Source organism: Lentzea sp., from assembly GCF_035525475.1.
Lineage (GTDB): Bacteria > Actinomycetota > Actinomycetes > Mycobacteriales > Pseudonocardiaceae > Lentzea.
Genome location: NZ_DATLEC010000251.1, coordinates 16,587 through 33,157, shown reverse-complemented (window position 1 = coordinate 33,157; position 16,571 = coordinate 16,587). Strand labels below are relative to the sequence as shown.

Annotated in this window: 17 protein-coding genes; 8 read left to right on the top strand and 9 right to left on the bottom strand. The window is 69.5% G+C overall.

Annotated elements, in window-relative coordinates:
* Window positions 1-105 precede the first annotated feature (105 nt).
* Genes VM306_RS38235 through VM306_RS38215 form a run of 5 tightly spaced genes read left to right on the top strand, consistent with a single transcriptional unit; the run spans window position 106 to window position 5,096 of the window.
* Window positions 106-1,260: an acyl-CoA dehydrogenase family protein gene (locus VM306_RS38235; RefSeq protein WP_325523863.1), complete on the top strand. Its 1,155-nt coding sequence runs from the start codon at window positions 106-108 to the stop codon at window positions 1,258-1,260.
* Window positions 1,260-2,057: a CoA ester lyase gene (locus VM306_RS38230; RefSeq protein WP_325523862.1), complete on the top strand. Its 798-nt coding sequence runs from the start codon at window positions 1,260-1,262 to the stop codon at window positions 2,055-2,057. The genes VM306_RS38235 and VM306_RS38230 overlap by 1 nt, the downstream gene beginning before the upstream one ends.
* 23 nt (window positions 2,058-2,080) lie before the next feature.
* Window positions 2,081-3,217, top strand: coding sequence for a CaiB/BaiF CoA-transferase family protein (locus tag VM306_RS38225; RefSeq protein ID WP_325523860.1), 1,137 nt, complete (start codon window positions 2,081-2,083; stop codon window positions 3,215-3,217).
* A complete protein-coding gene (locus VM306_RS38220) occupies window positions 3,214-4,068 on the top strand; it encodes a mesaconyl-C4 CoA hydratase (protein ID WP_325523858.1) in 855 nt (284 codons plus the stop codon). Before VM306_RS38225 ends, VM306_RS38220 begins: the two co-directional genes overlap by 4 nt.
* Window positions 4,065-5,096, top strand: coding sequence for an alcohol dehydrogenase catalytic domain-containing protein (locus VM306_RS38215; protein ID WP_325523856.1), 1,032 nt, complete (start codon window positions 4,065-4,067; stop codon window positions 5,094-5,096). The genes VM306_RS38220 and VM306_RS38215 overlap by 4 nt, the downstream gene beginning before the upstream one ends.
* 51 nt (window positions 5,097-5,147) lie before the next feature.
* On the opposite strand, the gene VM306_RS38210 is transcribed toward VM306_RS38215, so the two are convergent.
* From VM306_RS38210 to VM306_RS38195, 4 genes are read right to left on the bottom strand one after another with little or no spacing between them, the layout of a single operon-like run.
* Window positions 5,148-6,455 (bottom strand): MFS transporter, encoded by a 1,308-nt coding sequence (locus tag VM306_RS38210; RefSeq protein ID WP_325523854.1) that lies wholly within the window; start codon window positions 6,453-6,455, stop codon window positions 5,148-5,150.
* A 10-nt stretch (window positions 6,456-6,465) separates the two neighbouring features.
* The gene (locus tag VM306_RS38205) at window positions 6,466-7,620 is read right to left on the bottom strand and encodes a M20 family metallopeptidase (protein ID WP_325523852.1); all 1,155 of its coding nucleotides are present in this window, start codon (window positions 7,618-7,620) and stop codon (window positions 6,466-6,468) included.
* Entirely contained in the window at window positions 7,617-8,852 is a 1,236-nt protein-coding gene (locus VM306_RS38200) for a dipeptidase (RefSeq protein ID WP_325523850.1), read from the bottom strand. Before VM306_RS38200 ends, VM306_RS38205 begins: the two co-directional genes overlap by 4 nt.
* Window positions 8,849-9,961, bottom strand: coding sequence for a CapA family protein (locus VM306_RS38195; protein WP_325523848.1), 1,113 nt, complete (start codon window positions 9,959-9,961; stop codon window positions 8,849-8,851). Before VM306_RS38195 ends, VM306_RS38200 begins: the two co-directional genes overlap by 4 nt.
* Before the next feature lie 125 nt (window positions 9,962-10,086).
* On the opposite strand from VM306_RS38195, the gene VM306_RS38190 reads away from it, so the two are divergent.
* Complete coding sequence (locus tag VM306_RS38190; protein ID WP_325523846.1) at window positions 10,087-10,899, top strand: IclR family transcriptional regulator; 813 nt, start codon at window positions 10,087-10,089, stop codon at window positions 10,897-10,899.
* Between the two features lie 12 nt (window positions 10,900-10,911).
* On the opposite strand, the gene VM306_RS38185 is transcribed toward VM306_RS38190, so the two are convergent.
* A complete protein-coding gene (locus tag VM306_RS38185) occupies window positions 10,912-11,709 on the bottom strand; it encodes an alpha/beta hydrolase (RefSeq protein ID WP_325523844.1) in 798 nt (265 codons plus the stop codon).
* 125 nt (window positions 11,710-11,834) lie between these two features.
* Here VM306_RS38185 and VM306_RS38180 point away from each other — a divergent pair, with 125 nt between their 5' ends.
* Window positions 11,835-12,968: an NADH:flavin oxidoreductase/NADH oxidase gene (locus VM306_RS38180; protein WP_325523842.1), complete on the top strand. Its 1,134-nt coding sequence runs from the start codon at window positions 11,835-11,837 to the stop codon at window positions 12,966-12,968.
* A 98-nt stretch (window positions 12,969-13,066) separates the two neighbouring features.
* Here the strand turns inward: VM306_RS38180 and VM306_RS38175 are convergent, their stop codons facing one another.
* A complete protein-coding gene (locus VM306_RS38175) occupies window positions 13,067-13,261 on the bottom strand; it encodes a hypothetical protein (RefSeq protein ID WP_325523840.1) in 195 nt (64 codons plus the stop codon).
* 19 nt (window positions 13,262-13,280) lie between these two features.
* On the opposite strand from VM306_RS38175, the gene VM306_RS38170 reads away from it, so the two are divergent.
* Window positions 13,281-13,496 (top strand): hypothetical protein, encoded by a 216-nt coding sequence (locus VM306_RS38170; RefSeq protein ID WP_325523838.1) that lies wholly within the window; start codon window positions 13,281-13,283, stop codon window positions 13,494-13,496.
* Window positions 13,497-13,632: 136 nt separating this feature from the next.
* Here VM306_RS38170 and VM306_RS38165 read toward each other — a convergent pair whose 3' ends face one another.
* From VM306_RS38165 to VM306_RS38155, 3 genes are read right to left on the bottom strand one after another with little or no spacing between them, the layout of a single operon-like run.
* Window positions 13,633-14,898, bottom strand: a complete 1,266-nt coding sequence (locus VM306_RS38165) for a PEP/pyruvate-binding domain-containing protein (protein ID WP_325523836.1) — start codon at window positions 14,896-14,898, stop codon at window positions 13,633-13,635.
* Window positions 14,886-15,485: a transcriptional regulator gene (locus VM306_RS38160; RefSeq protein WP_325523834.1), complete on the bottom strand. Its 600-nt coding sequence runs from the start codon at window positions 15,483-15,485 to the stop codon at window positions 14,886-14,888. The genes VM306_RS38165 and VM306_RS38160 overlap by 13 nt, the downstream gene beginning before the upstream one ends.
* Window positions 15,482-16,540 (bottom strand): TetR/AcrR family transcriptional regulator, encoded by a 1,059-nt coding sequence (locus VM306_RS38155; protein WP_325523832.1) that lies wholly within the window; start codon window positions 16,538-16,540, stop codon window positions 15,482-15,484. Before VM306_RS38155 ends, VM306_RS38160 begins: the two co-directional genes overlap by 4 nt.
* Between the last annotated feature and the right edge of the window lie 31 nt (window positions 16,541-16,571).

Sequence of the window (16,571 nt, the reverse complement as noted above, 5' to 3'; positions counted from 1 at the left end):
CGGTCATGCCACTCTCGGCTGGGGGCATCACTAAACAGCATTTCACATGGCGTCCTATAACGAAGCAGGATGAGGTGTCCCGTTCTTCGCTTCGAGAGGCTGACCATGTACGAGCTCAGTGCGGAGGAGACAGCGATCGTCGAGGTCGTGGCCGACTGGGTTGACCGCGAGGTCAAGCCCGTGGTGCGCGAGCTCGAACACGCCGGCACCTATCCCGAGGCGCTCGTCGAACACATGAAGCGGCTGGGCATGTTCGGGCTCGCCATCCCCGAGCCGTGGAACGACGCCGGTGTCTCCACTCCCTGCTACGCCGCGGTGACCGAGGAGCTCGCCCGCGGGTGGATGAGTCTCGCCGGAGCCGTGGGCGGGCACAGCGTTGTCGCGAAACTCCTGCTGGACCACGGAACACAGGAGCAGAAGGACCACTACCTGCCGAAGATGGCCACCGGTGAGGTCCGGGCGACGATGGCGCTCACCGAGCCCGGCGGCGGGTCGGATCTCCAGGCGATGCGGACGGTGGCGCGCAAGGAGGACGCCGACTACGTGGTCAACGGCTCCAAGACGTGGATCACGAACGCCCGCCGCTCCGACCTCGTGGCGTTGCTGTGTCTCACCGATCCCGCGGCTGAGCCCAGGCACAGGGGCATGAGCATCCTGCTCGTCGGGAAGGGGCCTGGTTTCGAGGTGTCCCGCGATCTGCCGAAGCTCGGGTACAAGGGCGTGGAGAGCTGCGAACTGTCCTTCAGCGACTTCCGCGTGCCCCGCACGGCGTTGCTGGGCACGGAGGAGGGCCTGGGCTTCGCCCAGATGATGCGCGGGCTCGAGGTCGGTCGCATCCAGGTGGCGGCGCGGGCGCTGGGAGTCGGTGCGGCCGCGCTGGCGGACGCGGTGCGCTACAGCCAGGAGCGCGAGAGCTTCGGCCAGCCGATCTGGAAGCACCAGTCGATCGGCAACCACCTGGCCGACATGGTGACCCAGCTGACGGCCGCGCGGCAGCTGGTGCAGTACGCCGCTCGCCGCTACGACTCGGGTGCACGGGCCGACATGGAAGCGGGCATGGCGAAGCTGTTCGCGTCCGAGACGGCCATGAAGATCGCGCTCGACGCGATCCGCGTCCACGGTGGATACGGCTACTCGACCGAGTTCGACGTGGAGAGGTACTTCCGCGACGCGCCACTGATGATCGTCGGTGAGGGCACCAACGAGATCCAGAAGAACGTCATCGCGCGCCAGCTCGTCAAGCGGAACCCGCTGCGGTGATGGCCGGCATCGACGCGGTCACGTGGCTGTTCGTGCCCGGCAACACCCCGCACCGCTTCGCCAGGGCAGCGGCCTCGGGTGCCGACGCGGTCATCGTCGACCTGGAGGACGCGGTGCGCCAGGAGGACAAGCCTGCGGCTCGCGCGGAAACGGTGCGGTGGCTGGGAAGCGGCGGCGAGGCGTGGGTCCGCGTCAACGCCGCCGGCACCGACTGGTTCGCCGAGGACGTCGCCGCCGTCACCGGGGCGGCCGGGCTCCTGGGCGTGGTCGTGCCCAAAGCCGAGAACCCCGAATCGTTGGCGGTGCTGGCCACGCAGCTGGACGTACCGCTGCTGGCGCTGATCGAGACCGCGGCCGGGCTGCACCGGGTGCACGAGATCGCGGCCGCCCGCGGTGTGGGCCGGCTGGCGTTCGGTTCGCTGGACATGGCCGCCGACCTCCGAGCCGACGACACCCACGACGCGATGTTGCCGGCTCGCACCACGATCGTGCTCGCGTCCCGCGTCGCGGGCCTGCCACCGCCCGTCGACGGCCCCTCGACGGTGATCCACGACGCCGTCGGGATGGAGGATCTCGCGCGCCGGTCGAGGACCCTCGGCTTCCGCGGCAAGCTCTGCGTCCACCCGGCACAGGTCGCCGCGACGGCGCGCGGTCTCAGCCACAGCGCGGACGAGGTCGAGTGGGCGCGGAACGTGCTCCGCGCCGCCGAGGGGTCCTCAGGAGCGGTCACCGGTCCCGACGGACGGATGATCGACAAGCCCGTGATCGACCGCGCCCGAGCGATCCTGCAGCTCTGAGCACCAGTTGTGAAAGGCCTTCCATGCTTCCTCTCGAAGGAACCACCGTCGTCGCGCTCGAACAAGCCGTCGCCGCACCGTTCGCCACGCGGCAACTGGCCGATCTCGGCGCCCGTGTCATCAAGGTCGAACGGCCTGGCGAGGGCGACTTCTCCCGCGGCTACGACCGCGCGGTTCACGGGGATTCCAGCTATTTCGTGTGGCTGAACCGCGGCAAGGAGTCGATCGAACTGGACATCAAGGACCCCGCGGACCGGAGGGTGCTCGACGCCATGATCAGCACGGCCGACGTGGTGGTGCAGAACCTCGTCCCCGGCGCGGTCGAGCGGCTCGGGCTCGACGCCGCGACGCTCAGAGCGGCGCGCCCGGAACTCGTCCACTGTTCGATCTCGGGGTACGGGACCGACGGCCCCTATCGGGCGAAGAAGGCGTACGACCTCCTCGTCCAGTGCGAGACCGGGCTCGTCACCGCCACGGGCACGCCGGACGAGCCGTGCAAGGTCGGCATCTCGGTCGCCGACATCGCGACCGGCATGTACGCCTACTCGGGCATCCTCACCGCGTTGCTCGATCGAGCCAGGCACGGGAACGGCGCGACGGTCGAGGTCGCGATGATCGACGCGGTGGCGGAGTGGATGGTCCAGCCCGCCTATTACGCCACCTACGGAGGCTTGGAGACGCGCCGGACCGGTGCGAAACACGCGTCGATCGCTCCCTACGGCCCTTACGAGACGGGTGACGGGAACCAGGTCTTCCTCGGAATCCAGAGCGACCGGGAGTGGGTGCGGCTGTGCCACGAGGTGCTGCGGCGCCCTGATCTGGCCGGCGATCGTCGTTTCGCCCGCAATCCCGAACGGGTCGCCAACGACCACCTGATCACCCCGCTGATCGAGTCGGCCTTCGCGACTTCCGACGCCGACAGCGTCGTCCGGCTGCTCGACGCGGCGGGGATCGCCTGCGCCCGCCTGCGCAGGCCGGTGGAGCTGGTGACGCACCCGCAGCTGGTCGCGCGCGACCGCTGGCGGCAGGTGCACGCTGCAGGCGGCGTCGTCCAGGCGTTGCTGCCACCCGTCGTGATCGCGGGTCAGGAGCCGGCGATGAAGCCCGTGCCGGCGCTCGGGGAGCACAGCGACGCACTGCGCGCGGAGTTCGCGTCATGACCCCGCCGCCCGAGGTCGTCGAGTGCACCGAGGTGCTGCGGCCAGAACCCGCCGCTGCCCTGGCCGGGCTGCTCGGGGTCGACCTGCCGGACCTGGAGGCCGACGGGCTACCACTGCTGTGGCACTGGGTCTACCTGCTGGCGAGGCCACCTCGGCAGGACCTCGGCGCCGACGGTCATCCCGTCCGCGGTGTGCTCCCTGCTCCGCCAGGGCCGGGTCGTCGTCGCATGGCCGCCGGCGGCCGGGTCACGCGCGTCGCGCCGCTGATCTTGGGCCGAGAAGCGACCCGGCGCACCGAAACCGTGTCCGCGGAAGAAAAGGAAGGACGTTCCGGACGACTGTCCTTCGTGGTGGTGCGGCACACCATCAGCCAGGACGGAGAGCTGAAGGTCGTGGAGGACCAGGATGTCGTCTACCGCGACGCCGCGACCACTCCCACCGAGGTCGCAAGTGCCGCCCCCGTGCCTCCCGGAGAAGGGGAATGGTCGATCCCGGTGGACCCGGTGCTGTTGTTCCGGTTCTCCGCCTTGACCTACAACGCCCACCGCATCCACTACGACCGCGACTACGCCCGTGACGTCGAAGGCTACCCCGGCCTGGTGACCCATGGCCCGCTGCAGGCGCTGGCCATGGCGGAGTCCGTGCGCCGCACCGGCGCGACCGCGACGGCGATCGACTACCGGGTCGTCTCGCCGCTGTTCGACCACCAGGGCCTGGTGGTGAGCAGCACCAGATCCAGCTCCCGGCGTGAGGCGTCCGTACGCGACCTCTCCGGTCGTGTCACGGCGAACGCGCGCATCGAGCTGAGCCAGAGCAACGACCGGCATGAGCCGGTGAAGGGAATCGAATGACCATGAAGGCTGGCATCGTGCGGCGTTTCGGCGTCGTCGAGATCGACGACGTGCCACGGCCCGCGGTCGGCGAGGGCGAGGTGCTGGTCCGGCTGCGGGCCGCCGGTCTCAACCGCGCCGACGTGATCGTGCGCGACGGCAGGTTCCCCGAGCAGCCACCACTTCCGATCATCCTCGGCGTCGAGGGCGCCGGCGAGATCGCCGAGGTGGGTTCCGGAGTCAGGAACCTGGAGGTGGGCCAACGGGTCGTGCTGCTGCCGACCCTGGTGTGCGGATCGTGCGAGGCGTGTCAGTCCGGAGTGGACAGCAGGTGCCGCGCGCTGCGGTTCCTCGGCGAGCACACCGACGGCACCTACGCCGAGTACCTCAACGTCCCCGCTCGCAACGCGATTCCCGCTCCGGACTCGTTGAGCCACACCGAGCTGGCCGCGAGCATCCTGCCGTACACGACCGCCTGGCACATGCTCGTGACGCGCGCTCGACTGCGGCGCGGCGAGACCGTCCTGGTCGTCGGAGCGGGTAGCGGTGTGGGTAGCGCCGCTGTGCAGCTGGCCAACGTCCTCGGTGCGCGGGTGATCGCCACCACCGGGACCGACGGGAAGCGCGCGAAGCTCGTCGAGCTCGGTGCCCACGAAGTCGTGAACTACCGGCGGGAGCCCGAGTTCAGCGGCGCCGTGCGGGCGTTGACGGACGGGCTGGGCGTCGACGTCGTCCACAACTCGGCCGGCGGCACGACGATCCAGGAGTCCATCCACGCGCTGCGCCGCGGTGGGCGGCTGATCGGGATGGGGTCGCATTCCGGTGCCCGTGCCGAGATCGACCTGTACAGCCTGTACCGCAACGAGATCGAGTTCCTCGGAGCGCACGCCGCGGATTCCCGCGAGCTGGGCGACCTCCTTCCGCTGCTGGCGGATGGAACGCTGCGCCCGGTCATCGACTCGACGTTCGCCCTGGACGACGTCGCGGCGGCTCAGGTACGGCTCGTCAGCCCCGATCGCTTCGGCAAGGTCGTGCTGTCGATCGACTGACACCGTCGGCTGCCAGGTCATCCGCGAGCGGACGACCTGGCAGCCGAGGATCTAGTCGATCGTCCTGTCCTTCGTCTCGGGCATGGTCAGGTAGATGACCAGGCCGATGGCGGCGGCGATCGCGCAGTACAGCCAGACCCACCCGCCGAGCCCGTTGGTGGTCATCCACGTGGTGAGGTAGGGCACGGTTCCGCCGAAGATGGCGACGGACAGGGCGTACGGCAGGCCGATGCCCGTGGCGCGCACCTCTGGGGGGAACTGCTCGGCCATGACGGCCGCGACGTTCGCCGAGTACCCCAGCAGCAGGACCAGACCGGTGAGCTGCACGAGCAACAGCTGCCAGAAGCCGCCGGTGATCAGCTGGAACGCGGGCCAGGCGAAGACCAGGAAGCCGCCGGCGAACACCACCATGGTCGGCCTGCGCCCCACCCGGTCGGACAGCAGGCCCGCGAACGGCAGCAGCACGACGAACACGACGAGCCCGATGACGTTGGCGAGCAGGGCCTTGTTCAACGGGATGCCGGTGGAGACGGCCGCGTAGGTGGGCAGGTACGTCAGCCACATGTTGTAGAGCACCACTCCGGCGATGTTCAGACCGAACACCCGCAGCGCCGCCTTCGGGTGTTCCCGCAGCATTCTCGTGAACACATGCCGTCGTTCGCCGGAGTCCGCGGTACGCGTTCCACCGCGGTGGAACGAGTCGGTCTCCTCCACCGAGCGCCGCAACCACAGGCCGACGAGCCCGAGCGCCGATGCCACCACGAACGCCAGTCGCCAGCCCCAGCTGTCCACCGCGTCTTTCGGAAGCGCGGAGGTGACGACCGCGCCCATTCCCGACGCGATGAGCAGGCCGACGCCCACGGAGACCTGCTGCCACGAGCCGGCGAACGCACGGCGTCGCGGAGCCGCCGACTCGACCAGGAACGCCGACGCCGACCCGAACTCACCTCCCGCGGCGAAACCCTGGGTCATCCTGGCGAGCACCAGGATGATCGGCGCCAGCAGTCCCACCTGGGAGTACGAAGGCGCTACGCCGATGACGAACGTCGCTCCCGCCATCAGACCGATCGTGAGCACGAGCCCCTTCTTGCGGCCGTACCGGTCGGCGTACGCACCCATGACCGCCGCGCCGACGGGCCGGACGACGAAGCCGACGGCGAAGATCGCCAAGGTGGACAGCAAGGCCGCGCGGTCGTCGCCCGGCGGGAAGAAGTGACGCGCGAAGATGGACGAGAAGGTCGTGTAGACGGCCCAGTCGACGAACTCGACGGCGTTGCCGATGCTTCCGGCGAGGATCGCCTTGCGGCCCTTCCGGTCCAGCTTCGTCGAGTGGACGGCGTCGGAGCGTGTTGTGGTCATGCGCGTCTCCTCAGGTGCCGGGTGTCATGAGCCGGGTGCGGATCTTCTCCGTCCGCGCGACTTCCGCGATCGTGAGCGCCATCGCCAGGCCGCCGTCGCGCACGAACCGGTCGCCCTCCCGACCTCCGGCGGCGGCCGCGAAAGCGGCGGTGTGGTTGCCGTCCTCAGCCGGCAGGTCGAACGACAGCATGGGGTGCAGCGCGGGGACCACCTGCGAGACGTTGCCCATGTCGGTCGAGCCGAACAGCTTGTCCGGGTAGTCGGGGAAGGTCCGGCCCAGCTCCTCCGCGTGGCGCTGGAAGAGGGCGGCCAGGTCCTGGTCGTGGCGGAACTCCCGGTACAGCGATGGCAGCGTGGTGAGGTCCACGGTGGTTCCTGTAGCGAGCGCTCCGGCCTCGAAGCACCGCCGGACCCGCTCCCACACGTCGTCGACCTCGTCGATCGTGTCGCAGCGGATCATGCACTCCATCTCGGCGCGATCCGCGATGACGTTGACGGCTGACCCGATTTCCTTGACGACGTGGTGCACCCTGATGCCGTCGCGCAACTGCTGGCGCAGCAACCCGATCGCGGTCTGGGCGAGCACAGTCGCGTCAGCGGCGTTGAGCGCGCTCCACGGCCGTGACGCGTGGCCGCCACGTCCTGTGTAGACGATCCGCCAGGACCGCGAGGCGCGGAACTGCGGGGCGACGACGTCCTTCAGGGACGGGTGCACCATCATGGCCGCGTGCGTCCCGGCGAAGACGCCGCGGTTGACCATGATCTCCTTGCCGGTCCCCCGCTCCTCCGCCGGCGTGCCGAACACCTTGACCGTCAGGCCGAGCTCGCCGGCGACCGGCGCCAGTGCGAGTGCCGCGCCCACGGCCGCCGCGGCGATCGTGTTGTGGCCGCACCCGTGCCCGATGCCGGGCAGCGCGTCCATCTCCGCGCAGATGCCCACCACCAGGTCACCGGATCCCGCGGTCGCCACGAACGCCGTGGGCAGGTCCGCCACCGGCTCTTCCACCGAGAACCCGTGTTCCCGCAGCATCGCGGTGATCGCGGCGGACGTCCGGTGTTCCTCGAAGGCGAGCTCCGGGTCGGCGTTGATCTTGTGGGAGAGTTCCAGCACCGGACCCAGGAGCCGGTCGAACTCCTCTCCGATACGGCTGTCGATGTCGGTCATCGCCACACCTCGTTCAGCAGACGGAGGATGTTGCCGCCGAGCACCGCGGTGATGTCGCTGTCGCTGTAACCGTGCTCGACCAGCCAGCCGGTGATGTTGCGGAAGTTCTCGGTCGGGTTCTCCAGCCCGTCGACGTGGGTGACGGGCTCCGGCCGGAGGTCCCCCGAGTCGAACACCGCGGACGCGCCGACGACGTCGCTGATGGCTTTTTGGAAGCCCGCGTGGTCGCCGTAGAGGGTGTCTGGGCCGAACGCGACGTGCTCGATGCCCATCAGGTCGACGGCGTAGGTGAAGTGGTCCATCACCGACTCGATGGACTGGGCGCGGTGGTCGTGGGAGACGGTCGTGTGCGGTGCCGCCTCGATGCCCAGCACGCCACCGCGTTCGGCGCAGGCTTTCAGGACCTCGTCGGGTTTCATCCGCGGGATCGGCCAGACCGACCGCGCACCGGCGTGGGTGATGGCGACGGGCTTGGACGACAGTGCGATGGCGTCCAGGCACGTCCGGTCGCTCGCGTGGGAGACGTCGACGAGGACACCCAGGGCGTTCATGCGTCGTACGGCCTGCCGCCCGAAGGCCGTCAGTCCACCGTCGCGCTGTTCCTTCTGGCCGCTGCCCAGCGTGTTCGACTCGGAGTAGACCAGGCCCATCTGCCGGATGCCCAGTCCGTAGAGGACGTCGACGCGGTCCAGCTCGTTCTCGATCATCCCAGCCGACTCGGTGCCCATGACGAACGCGATGTGGCCGTTCCGCTTGGCGTCGAGGATGTCCTGGACGGAACGGGCGGCCACGACACCGTCCTGGTGAGCGAGGTCCGCCAGGCGCAGGCCCAGTGTCATGACCAGGTCGTCCCACTTCCACCCCGACCGGCGGGTACCGCCGATGACGCCGAACCAGTTGTCGAACACGGCGGTCAGACCGGACCGGCGCAGCTCGCTGAAGGCGGTGAACTCGTGCCTGGACCGCAGGAACGCGGTCGTGTCCGACATGTCCACCGGGAGCAGTTGCGGATGGTCGTGGAAACTGATCACCACGTTCTCCGCCAGCAGGCGGTCGACCCGCTGCGCGCCGTCCTGGTCCAGCGGCCCGGCGAACCGGCTTCGACGGCTGCTCGGGTCCGCCAGTTCGACAGCGGGGAAGTCGGCTCCGCGGCGTGCGTAGGGGAAGGACTCGTAGTCGGACGGTTTCGCGGCTGGGCTGTACATCGACGTCGGCCTTTCGCTCGGGGTCATCGGTGGCGCCGCACGGTGCCGTCGTCATCGACCACAATGGACGGATCAAGCGCCTTCGACATCGCCGCGACCTGCGCGAGGATCGACGCCGCGGCTTCCGGCCTCGGCATGATCGGCTGGCTGTCGGAGTCGAGCTCGATCGGGTCCAGGCGCAGTTCGGGTCCGTCGGCACCGCCCAGCCGCACGCGGAACACTGCGCTCTCGAACCAGGGACCCTGCACCAACGCGGGTGCGTAGGGCGCGTACGCACCCGCCCGCGGGACCATCGACTCCGCGTTCCACCCGTCGCACCAGTCGAAGACGAAGTTGCCCGTGGAGTACAGGATCAGCCCGTTGCCGTAGAACTCGACAGGGTGCAGGCAGTGCGGGTGGTGTCCGATGACGAGGTCGGCGCCGGCGTCGACCAGACGCCGGGCCAGGGGCTGCTGGTACCGAGCGAGCGGCCCCTGTGCCGCCGGCAGGTAGCAGTGCGGCACGCCCCAGTGCAGTGCGACGGCGACGTGGTCGTTGGCGCGCCTGGCTTCCCGGATCAGTTCCTCAGCCAACCGGACGTCGGGCTCGTAGGCGCTGGAGTGCACGAACGGCGGGGTGCCCGGTGTTTCGGCCAGGAAGCCGCTGTCGTACTCGAAGCTCTGGCGCACCCGGATCGGGGCGATGCCCGGACGGTCGGCGGTCGCGTCGAACCCAGACGGGAGCGCGGAGCAGAAGCTGAAGAACGCGAGCGTGTCGCCGCCGACCGGCACGACTCGGGCACGGGTGGCCTCGGTGATCGACTCGCCGAAGCCCGCGTGCAGGACTCCCGCGGCGTCCAGCGCCTCGACGGTGTCGCGCATGCCGTCGGCACCGAAGTCCAGCGCGTGGTTCATGGCGAGCGACACCAGGTCGAACCCGAGCGCCGCCAGTTCCTCTGCGCCCGAGAGGGGCGCGCGCATGGCGACCAGCTTCTCCGCGCGTTGTCCACGCCCGGTGAACGGGACCTCGAGGTTGCCGATGGTCAGGTCGCCGCCCCGCAACAGCCCGAACGCCGAGTCGCCCGGCATCGGAGGATCCCCGGCCGGGCGCCGGGTCCATCCCGAGACGACGACATCTCCCACCACGATCAAGTCCACAGGGATACCTCGTTCCATATAGCGGCACGACGTGCCGCAGAGTAGTCCAGCACTGTGGCGTTTGTGAAGGACCGCCGTGCCGACATGAGGCACAGCCGTGCGTCGTAGTGGTACGTTTCGCCGCGATGGACACCGACGAGCGGGCCGGCGACGCGGCCGACAAGGACAGGCAGAACAGCGGCATCCGCTCGATGAACAGCGTGCTCAGCACGCTTCGCGTGTTCGAGGAAGTCGCGGCGCGCCAACCGATCGGCGTCTCGGAGCTGTCGCGGGCGACCGGCATCCCGAAGAGCTCCGTGCAGCGGTGCCTCGTCACGCTCCAGCAGGCCGGCTGGCTCAGGGTCGTGGACGTCGAACACGCGCGGTGGGGCCTGACGATGAAGGCGCTCATGCTGGGGTTGCGCGGCGCGGGCGAGAAGGACCTGCGGGAGGCCGCGGGGCCGGTGACCAAGCGCCTTGCCGCCGAGACGGGCGAAACCGTCCTGCTCGGCCTGCGCGACCACGCCGAGTACCTGATCATCGCGCAAGAGGAGAGCAACCAGGTTGTCCGCGTTTTCATGGACATCGGCACGCGCATACCGCTCGCCGCGAGCACCGGTGGCGTCTCGATCCTGGCGAGGCTGGACGCCGACGAGGCCGACGAACTGCTGCGCTCGGACCTGAAGTCGTTCGCCGACAAGCCCTTGCTCGCCCCGGACGAGATGCGGCAGGAGATCGCCAGGACCGCCGAGCGCGGTTACGCGCTGGACATGTCGTCGTGGTTCCGCCCGCACGTCGCGTCGATCGGCGCGGCGATCAGCAACGCGACCGGGCGGCCCATCGCGGCGGTGACACTGGCGATCCCCACGATGCGCTACGACCGCAAGCGGGAGAAGTCGTTGGCACGGCTGGTCGTCGCGGCGGCGGACGAGATCAGCGAACTGGTCTCCTCCGCCTGACCGCGCCCGCCGTCACACGTTCACGACGCCCGCGACGAGCTCGGCCGTCGCCTTCGGCGACTCCACGTGGAAGTGGTGGCTGCCGAGGTCGACGAGCACGAGTTCGACCCGGCTCCCGAGGCGTTCGACGGCCTCCCGCGTGACGAGCGAACGCACACCGAACACCGTGATCGGCTGCTTGACGTCGTTCAGCGCCTCGCCCATGTCCCACGCGACGAGCCCCTCGAACGCGCGCACACCCGCCGGCTGCCGCACGGCCACCATCTTCTCGAAGTGCGCGTTCTTCAGGGCCTCGTCGGTGCCCGCCGGCGAGCCCGCCTCGACCATGCCGCGCACCAGCCCGGCGAAGTCCTCACGAGCCGGGCGCAGCAAACCCTCGGCCTGCTCCTCGTCCAGAGCCTCGAAGAGGAAGAGGTAGTGCAGGGCGTCGAGGGCGACGATGCGCGTGACGACGTCGGGACACAACCGGCCGACCTCCACGGCGACCGCGCCACCGAGTGAATGGCCGACGACGACGCACTCGCGCACCGCTTCGGCGTCGAGCACCGCCACCACGTCGCGGCCGAACTCCTCGATCGTCCAGACATCACGCGTCGAGCGCGACTCACCGTGCTCGGCGAGGTCGACCGCGATCACGCGGAACTCGCCCGGCAGGTGTCCGGTCACCGCCTCGTAGTCCTTGCGATGACACGCCCAGCCGTGCACGAAGACCACCGTCGGCCCTTCACCGGAGCCGCTGACCGTGTACCGGATGGTCGTGTCCCCTGAGCGCCGCACCTCGCGGTCGACCGTGCCGCTCACTCTCGCCATGAACGCTCCCTGTGCCACTATGCGGTACACCGTGTTGATGGGTAGCATGAAGCTAGACATGCACGCGTCACCTGTCAACGCATACCGCGGCTCGGCTCAAGCCCGCTGATCGAAGGAACGGCCGAATGACACCACACCTCTTCAGTCCACTCCAGATCCGTGAAGTGCGACTGAAAAACCGGATAGTCGTCTCGCCGATGTGGCAGTACAGCGGTGTGGACGGACGACCCACGTCCACCCACGTCGTCCACTACGGACGGCTCGCGGAAGGCGGTGCGGGGCTGGTCATCCAAGAAGGCACCACGGTGAGCAGGGTCGGCCGGGGAACAGTGGGCGACCTTGGTCTCTGGGACGACAGCCTGGTCCCGCACCACGCACGACTCGTGGAGGTCGTGGAGTCCGGCGGCGCCGTTCCGGGGATCCAGCTCATCCACGCCGGCCGCAAAGGACGCAGAACACCACCGTGGGCAGCGCACGAGCACGAGCCGCCCGCGAGCGCGGACTGGCAGCTCCTGGGCCCCAGCGCACTGCCCATCACGGCGAACGGATCCGGTGTGCCCGCCGAGATGTCGATCCGCGACATCGAGGACACCGTGACCGCGTTCGCGAACGCGGCCCGGCGAGCGGACGAGGCCGGCTACGAGGTGCTCGAACTGCAGGCAGCACACGGCTACCTGATCCACACCTTCCTGTCGCCGCTGTCGAACCGGCGCACGGACCGCTATGGCGGCTCGACGGCGAACCGGCTCCGCTTCCTGGTCGAGATCGTCGACCGGGTGCGGGCGGTCTGGCCGGCCGGCAAGGCACTGTTCGTCCGCCTCTCCTGCGTGGACGTCGAGTGGACGATCGACCAGACCGTCGAGCTGGTGCGAGAACTCCAGCAACACGGCGTGGACGTCATCGACTGCAGCTCGGGAGGCTTGACCGGCGTGCCGGCACCCGGCACGAAGACCGACTACGGCTACCAAGTGCCTCATGCGGAAGAAATCCGCACGCGGACGGGCCTCACCACGATGGCGGTCGGGTACATCGTCCACGCCGCGCACGCCCAGGCCATCGTCGAGAACGGGCAAGCCGACCTCGTCGCCCTGGGCCGCGAACTGCTGCACAACCCGCACTGGCCCATCGACGCCGCCCGCAAGCTCGGCTTGACCGATCCTTACGCCCAAGCTCCTGGACGCATTTCCCACTGGCTCAGGAAACGCGACGAGAGCTTCCCGGACCTCGTGCCGTCGACAGAGGGAAGCCGGCAGCTGTAGCGGGACATCGAGAAGAGTGAGAACGGCCGGTCGACAGGACGACCTGGTGCCGGTTCAGCACCGCAAGACCGTGAAAGGGCCACGATCAGCGGTGGTCGTCAGCCGTCGATCTTCTCGGCGGACAACAGGATCTTCGTGTTGCAGTCGACGACCTCGCCGGCCGCCACATTCTGCTTCGTGGTCCTCCAGTTGCGGTCGTTGATGAGCAGCCTGCCCTGGCCGCTCGCGTCTTCTTCGGTCAGGAGGAACAGACCAGCCTTCTGCATGGTGTCCTGCGCTGTCTGATGGATCATGCCGACAACGTTGGGCACCGTGCAGGTCTTCACGGCCGGCGCAGGCGGGGCCGTGGTCGCCGCAGGTGCCGTCTGGACGGGCGTGGCAGTGGTCGGCGCGGACGTGCCCGCCGCGGTGGTGGCGGGCGGCGTGCTCGAGCACGCGGCGGTCAGCAACAGCAAAGTGGCGGCTACGGCGATGCGCATGCCCGGCCTGTCGCGACACGTCCTGATATGCGTTACACGTGTCACCTGATTCGGGTAACAACGAAAGCACAGCAACGCCTTCGACGACAACCACCTTCTGCCACGTGCAGGTTCTGCTCTGGGAGCCCGGCCGATGGCCTGCCCGCTGTCCGGCGAGAAATGACCGGACGGCGGGCCACCTGGTTTCAGCAACCCGGCACGTCGTCCGCCCAGTCGAGCAGGCGAGCCAGATGAGGATCCGCGGCGCCGGTGACGACGCGGGGGCTGCCCAGCGCGACTTCACCGCTGGTTCCGTCGATGGTGACCACCGTGCCCGTGCTCAGCTCGAGTTCGCCGAACGTCGCCGTGCCGGCACCTACGACGAGATCAGCGACTCCCACCACGGCGGGCTTTCCCATCGAGCGCGCTACCACCGCGGCGTGGCTGGCCGGTCCGCCGCGCGCGGTCACTACGCCGGTGGCGGCGGCCAGGCCTCGGATGTCCTCCGGTGACGTCTCCGGCCGTACCAGGACTACCGGTCCGTCGACGGCCATGCGCACGGCGGAGTCCGCGGTCAGCGCCACCCTGCCGGTGGCCACGCCGGGGCAGACGCCCAGCCCTCGTGCCACCACCTCGGCGTCCGCGATGCGGGGTGTGCGGGCGTGGTGGAGGTCGTGTGGTGAGACCCGTCGCAGCGCCTCGGCGCGGTTGATCAGGCCTTCGTCTACCAGGTCGGTGGCCAGGCGGACCGCGGCGGCGCCGGTGAACCCGCCCGGTCGCACCTGCAGCAGCCACAGCGCCCCCGACTCGAAGGTGAACTCGACGTAGCAGGCGTCCCGGTGGTGCTGTTCGATTCGGGCCAGCGCGTCCGACAGGTCCTGCCACACCTCGGGTTCGCGGGTGGCCAGGTCGCTCAGGGGCCGGGTCAGCGAGCGGCCGGAGACGACGGCGTCGCCCTGGTGTCCGAAGAGGACTTCGCCGAACGGCGCGTTCTCGCCGGTGTCCGGGTTGCGGCTGAACGCTACGCCGGAGCCGCTGCGGGCGTCGCGGTCGCCGAACACCATGTCCTGCACGATGACGGCCGTGCCGAGGTCGTGCGAGATGTCGTGCAGCGTGCGGTATGTCCGTGCGCGGGGTGTGTTCCACGACGAGAACACCGACTCCACCGCTGCTTCCAGCTCTTCGGGAGAAGAAAGCGCGAGGTTGAGGATCGTGTTCATCATGCCGGGCATCGACACGGCTGCCCCGGAACGCACTGAGACCACCGACGGCGGCAGAGCGCGGAGTTCGTCGCGGAGGCCGGACGGGAGGCGGTTGTCGCGCAAGAAGGCACGGCAGGCGTCTGTGGTGATGACGTGCCCGGCGGGCACCGGGAGGCCCAGGCGGTGCAGGAGGGCCAGGCCGTGCGCCTTGCCGCCGATCACCTCCGGCGGGTCGTCGAGTCCGGCGTGCAGCCGCTTCACCCATGCCATCGCGAGATCCCCTGGGTGGCCAGCAGGTCTTCGTGCAGTTCGGCCCAGACGGTGTGGAACGACGCCATGTTGTCGGCCAGGTAGTCGAGTTCGCCCGCCTTCGCGCGGGCCAGGGCGTCGGCCAGGCGGGACTCGTAGCGGCCGAATCGGGGAACCACTGCGGCCAGCCCGGCGATCACTGCGACAGCGCGGTGGTGGAAGTCGGTGAACAGGCCCAGTACTCGTTGGTCGTAGGCGGTGTCGGTGTGGTCGTTGATGGTCGTGGTGCCGTTGACGGTGCGGACCTGCCATGCCGTGCACAGGTCCAGCAGTTCCGGGTTGAGGACCAGGAAGTCCTTGAACGGCCCGGCCAGCGCGGTGGGGCCACCGGCCGCGTCCAGTTCGGCGGTGGTCCGCTCGGCGTCGGCGGCCTTGCCCGGCTCCGTCAGGGCCCAGCCGCCGAAGTCCCTGTGGTGCGTGACCAGACCGGCTACCGCGAGGTCGATCAGCTCGGATTCCACATCGGACTCGGGCAGGCCGGTGAACGCGGCCACGCGGGTCAGTCCGGTGGTTCCCACGCAACGCAAGGCGTGCAGCACCTGGCTCACGACTTCGCCTCCTTTTGTGCTGCTCCGGCTGCATGGCCGGCGCCGCGGCCGTGTGCTCGTGCGACGATCACGCCGTCACGTGTGCGTACGGCCGCTTCGGTTTCGTCGTCTGGGTCGTCGAGCCCGATCGCTGACGCCACCAGCGCGTCGTCGTCGAGCACCAAGCGAACGTGCTGCCACGGGTCGGGCTTGAACACCTTTCGCAGGCAGTCGACGAAGTCGGTCACGCGGAGCCGGACGAGCCGTCCGGTCTCCTCCGGGTCTCCCGTCACCACGATGATCGCGACCTGTTCGCCGGGGGTCGCCGACCGGACGGCCTCCTCGGCCGCGCCGAGCCTGCGCGCGCCCAGCACCACTACCAGGCCGTCGGTGAGGCCGACCGGTGCGCCGCTGATCTGATCCACGAGGCCTTCGGGTGCGGTCCAGGCGTCCGCGCACGTTCGCGCCGGGGCGACGTACGGCAGGTGCGGAGGAGCCCAGGCGTCCGCGAGGTCGATGCCGGCCAGGTGTTGGCACGCGTGCGCCACGTCGAACGGGTCGCCGAAGCCCGGCGCCGTTTCCGCGCGGTGGCCGGCGCCGTCGAGCAGGGTCAGCACCAGCTCGGCCAGGCGTACCTGCCGCGGTCCGCCGCGTTCGAGGGCGGTGGCCAGCAGCACTGCCTCCAGCCTGGCCACCTGCGCGAGCACGTGCCCGTCGTCGAGGACGCCGTCGAGCGACCTCAGCTGCAGCCGCCCGCCCGAGGCCGAGTCGCCTGCCAGCGGCAGCCGTTCCAGCCAGGCCCTGGCGAACACGCCCAGCGCGCCGGCCGTCGACTGCGCCTCGGCCGGCGGTTCTTCCCCGCGGGCGTTCTCGACCAGGTCGATCAGCACCGCCAGGTACAGGGCCCGCTTGCTCGGGAAGTTCGAGTAGACGGCGCCACGGGTCAGGTCCGCCCGCTCGGCTATCCGGTCGACCTTCGCCGCCGCGTAGCCGTGCTCGGTGAACTCGTCCTTCGCCGCTGCCAGCACCGACGCCCGTGTGCGCGCCTGTTGCTGCACCCGAGTCAGACGAACCATCAGCACTCCATTCGGATGTTGTGAACATCCA

Bases quoted from the DNA above. Each gene is read 5' to 3' on its own strand.
- VM306_RS38235 (WP_325523863.1), top strand. From the start codon at position 106: ATGTACGAGCTCAGTGCGGAGGAGACAGCGATCGTCGAGGTCGTGGCC.
- VM306_RS38230 (WP_325523862.1), top strand. From the start codon at position 1,260: ATGGCCGGCATCGACGCGGTCACGTGGCTGTTCGTGCCCGGCAACACC.
- VM306_RS38225 (WP_325523860.1), top strand. From the start codon at position 2,081: ATGCTTCCTCTCGAAGGAACCACCGTCGTCGCGCTCGAACAAGCCGTC.
- VM306_RS38220 (WP_325523858.1), top strand. From the start codon at position 3,214: ATGACCCCGCCGCCCGAGGTCGTCGAGTGCACCGAGGTGCTGCGGCCA.
- VM306_RS38215 (WP_325523856.1), top strand. From the start codon at position 4,065: ATGACCATGAAGGCTGGCATCGTGCGGCGTTTCGGCGTCGTCGAGATC.
- VM306_RS38210 (WP_325523854.1), bottom strand. From the start codon at position 6,455: ATGACCACAACACGCTCCGACGCCGTCCACTCGACGAAGCTGGACCGG.
- VM306_RS38205 (WP_325523852.1), bottom strand. From the start codon at position 7,620: ATGACCGACATCGACAGCCGTATCGGAGAGGAGTTCGACCGGCTCCTG.
- VM306_RS38200 (WP_325523850.1), bottom strand. From the start codon at position 8,852: ATGACCCCGAGCGAAAGGCCGACGTCGATGTACAGCCCAGCCGCGAAA.
- VM306_RS38190 (WP_325523846.1), top strand. From the start codon at position 10,087: ATGGACACCGACGAGCGGGCCGGCGACGCGGCCGACAAGGACAGGCAG.
- VM306_RS38185 (WP_325523844.1), bottom strand. From the start codon at position 11,709: ATGGCGAGAGTGAGCGGCACGGTCGACCGCGAGGTGCGGCGCTCAGGG.
- VM306_RS38180 (WP_325523842.1), top strand. From the start codon at position 11,835: ATGACACCACACCTCTTCAGTCCACTCCAGATCCGTGAAGTGCGACTG.
- VM306_RS38175 (WP_325523840.1), bottom strand. From the start codon at position 13,261: ATGATCCATCAGACAGCGCAGGACACCATGCAGAAGGCTGGTCTGTTC.
- VM306_RS38165 (WP_325523836.1), bottom strand. From the start codon at position 14,898: ATGGCATGGGTGAAGCGGCTGCACGCCGGACTCGACGACCCGCCGGAG.
- VM306_RS38155 (WP_325523832.1), bottom strand. From the start codon at position 16,540: ATGGTTCGTCTGACTCGGGTGCAGCAACAGGCGCGCACACGGGCGTCG.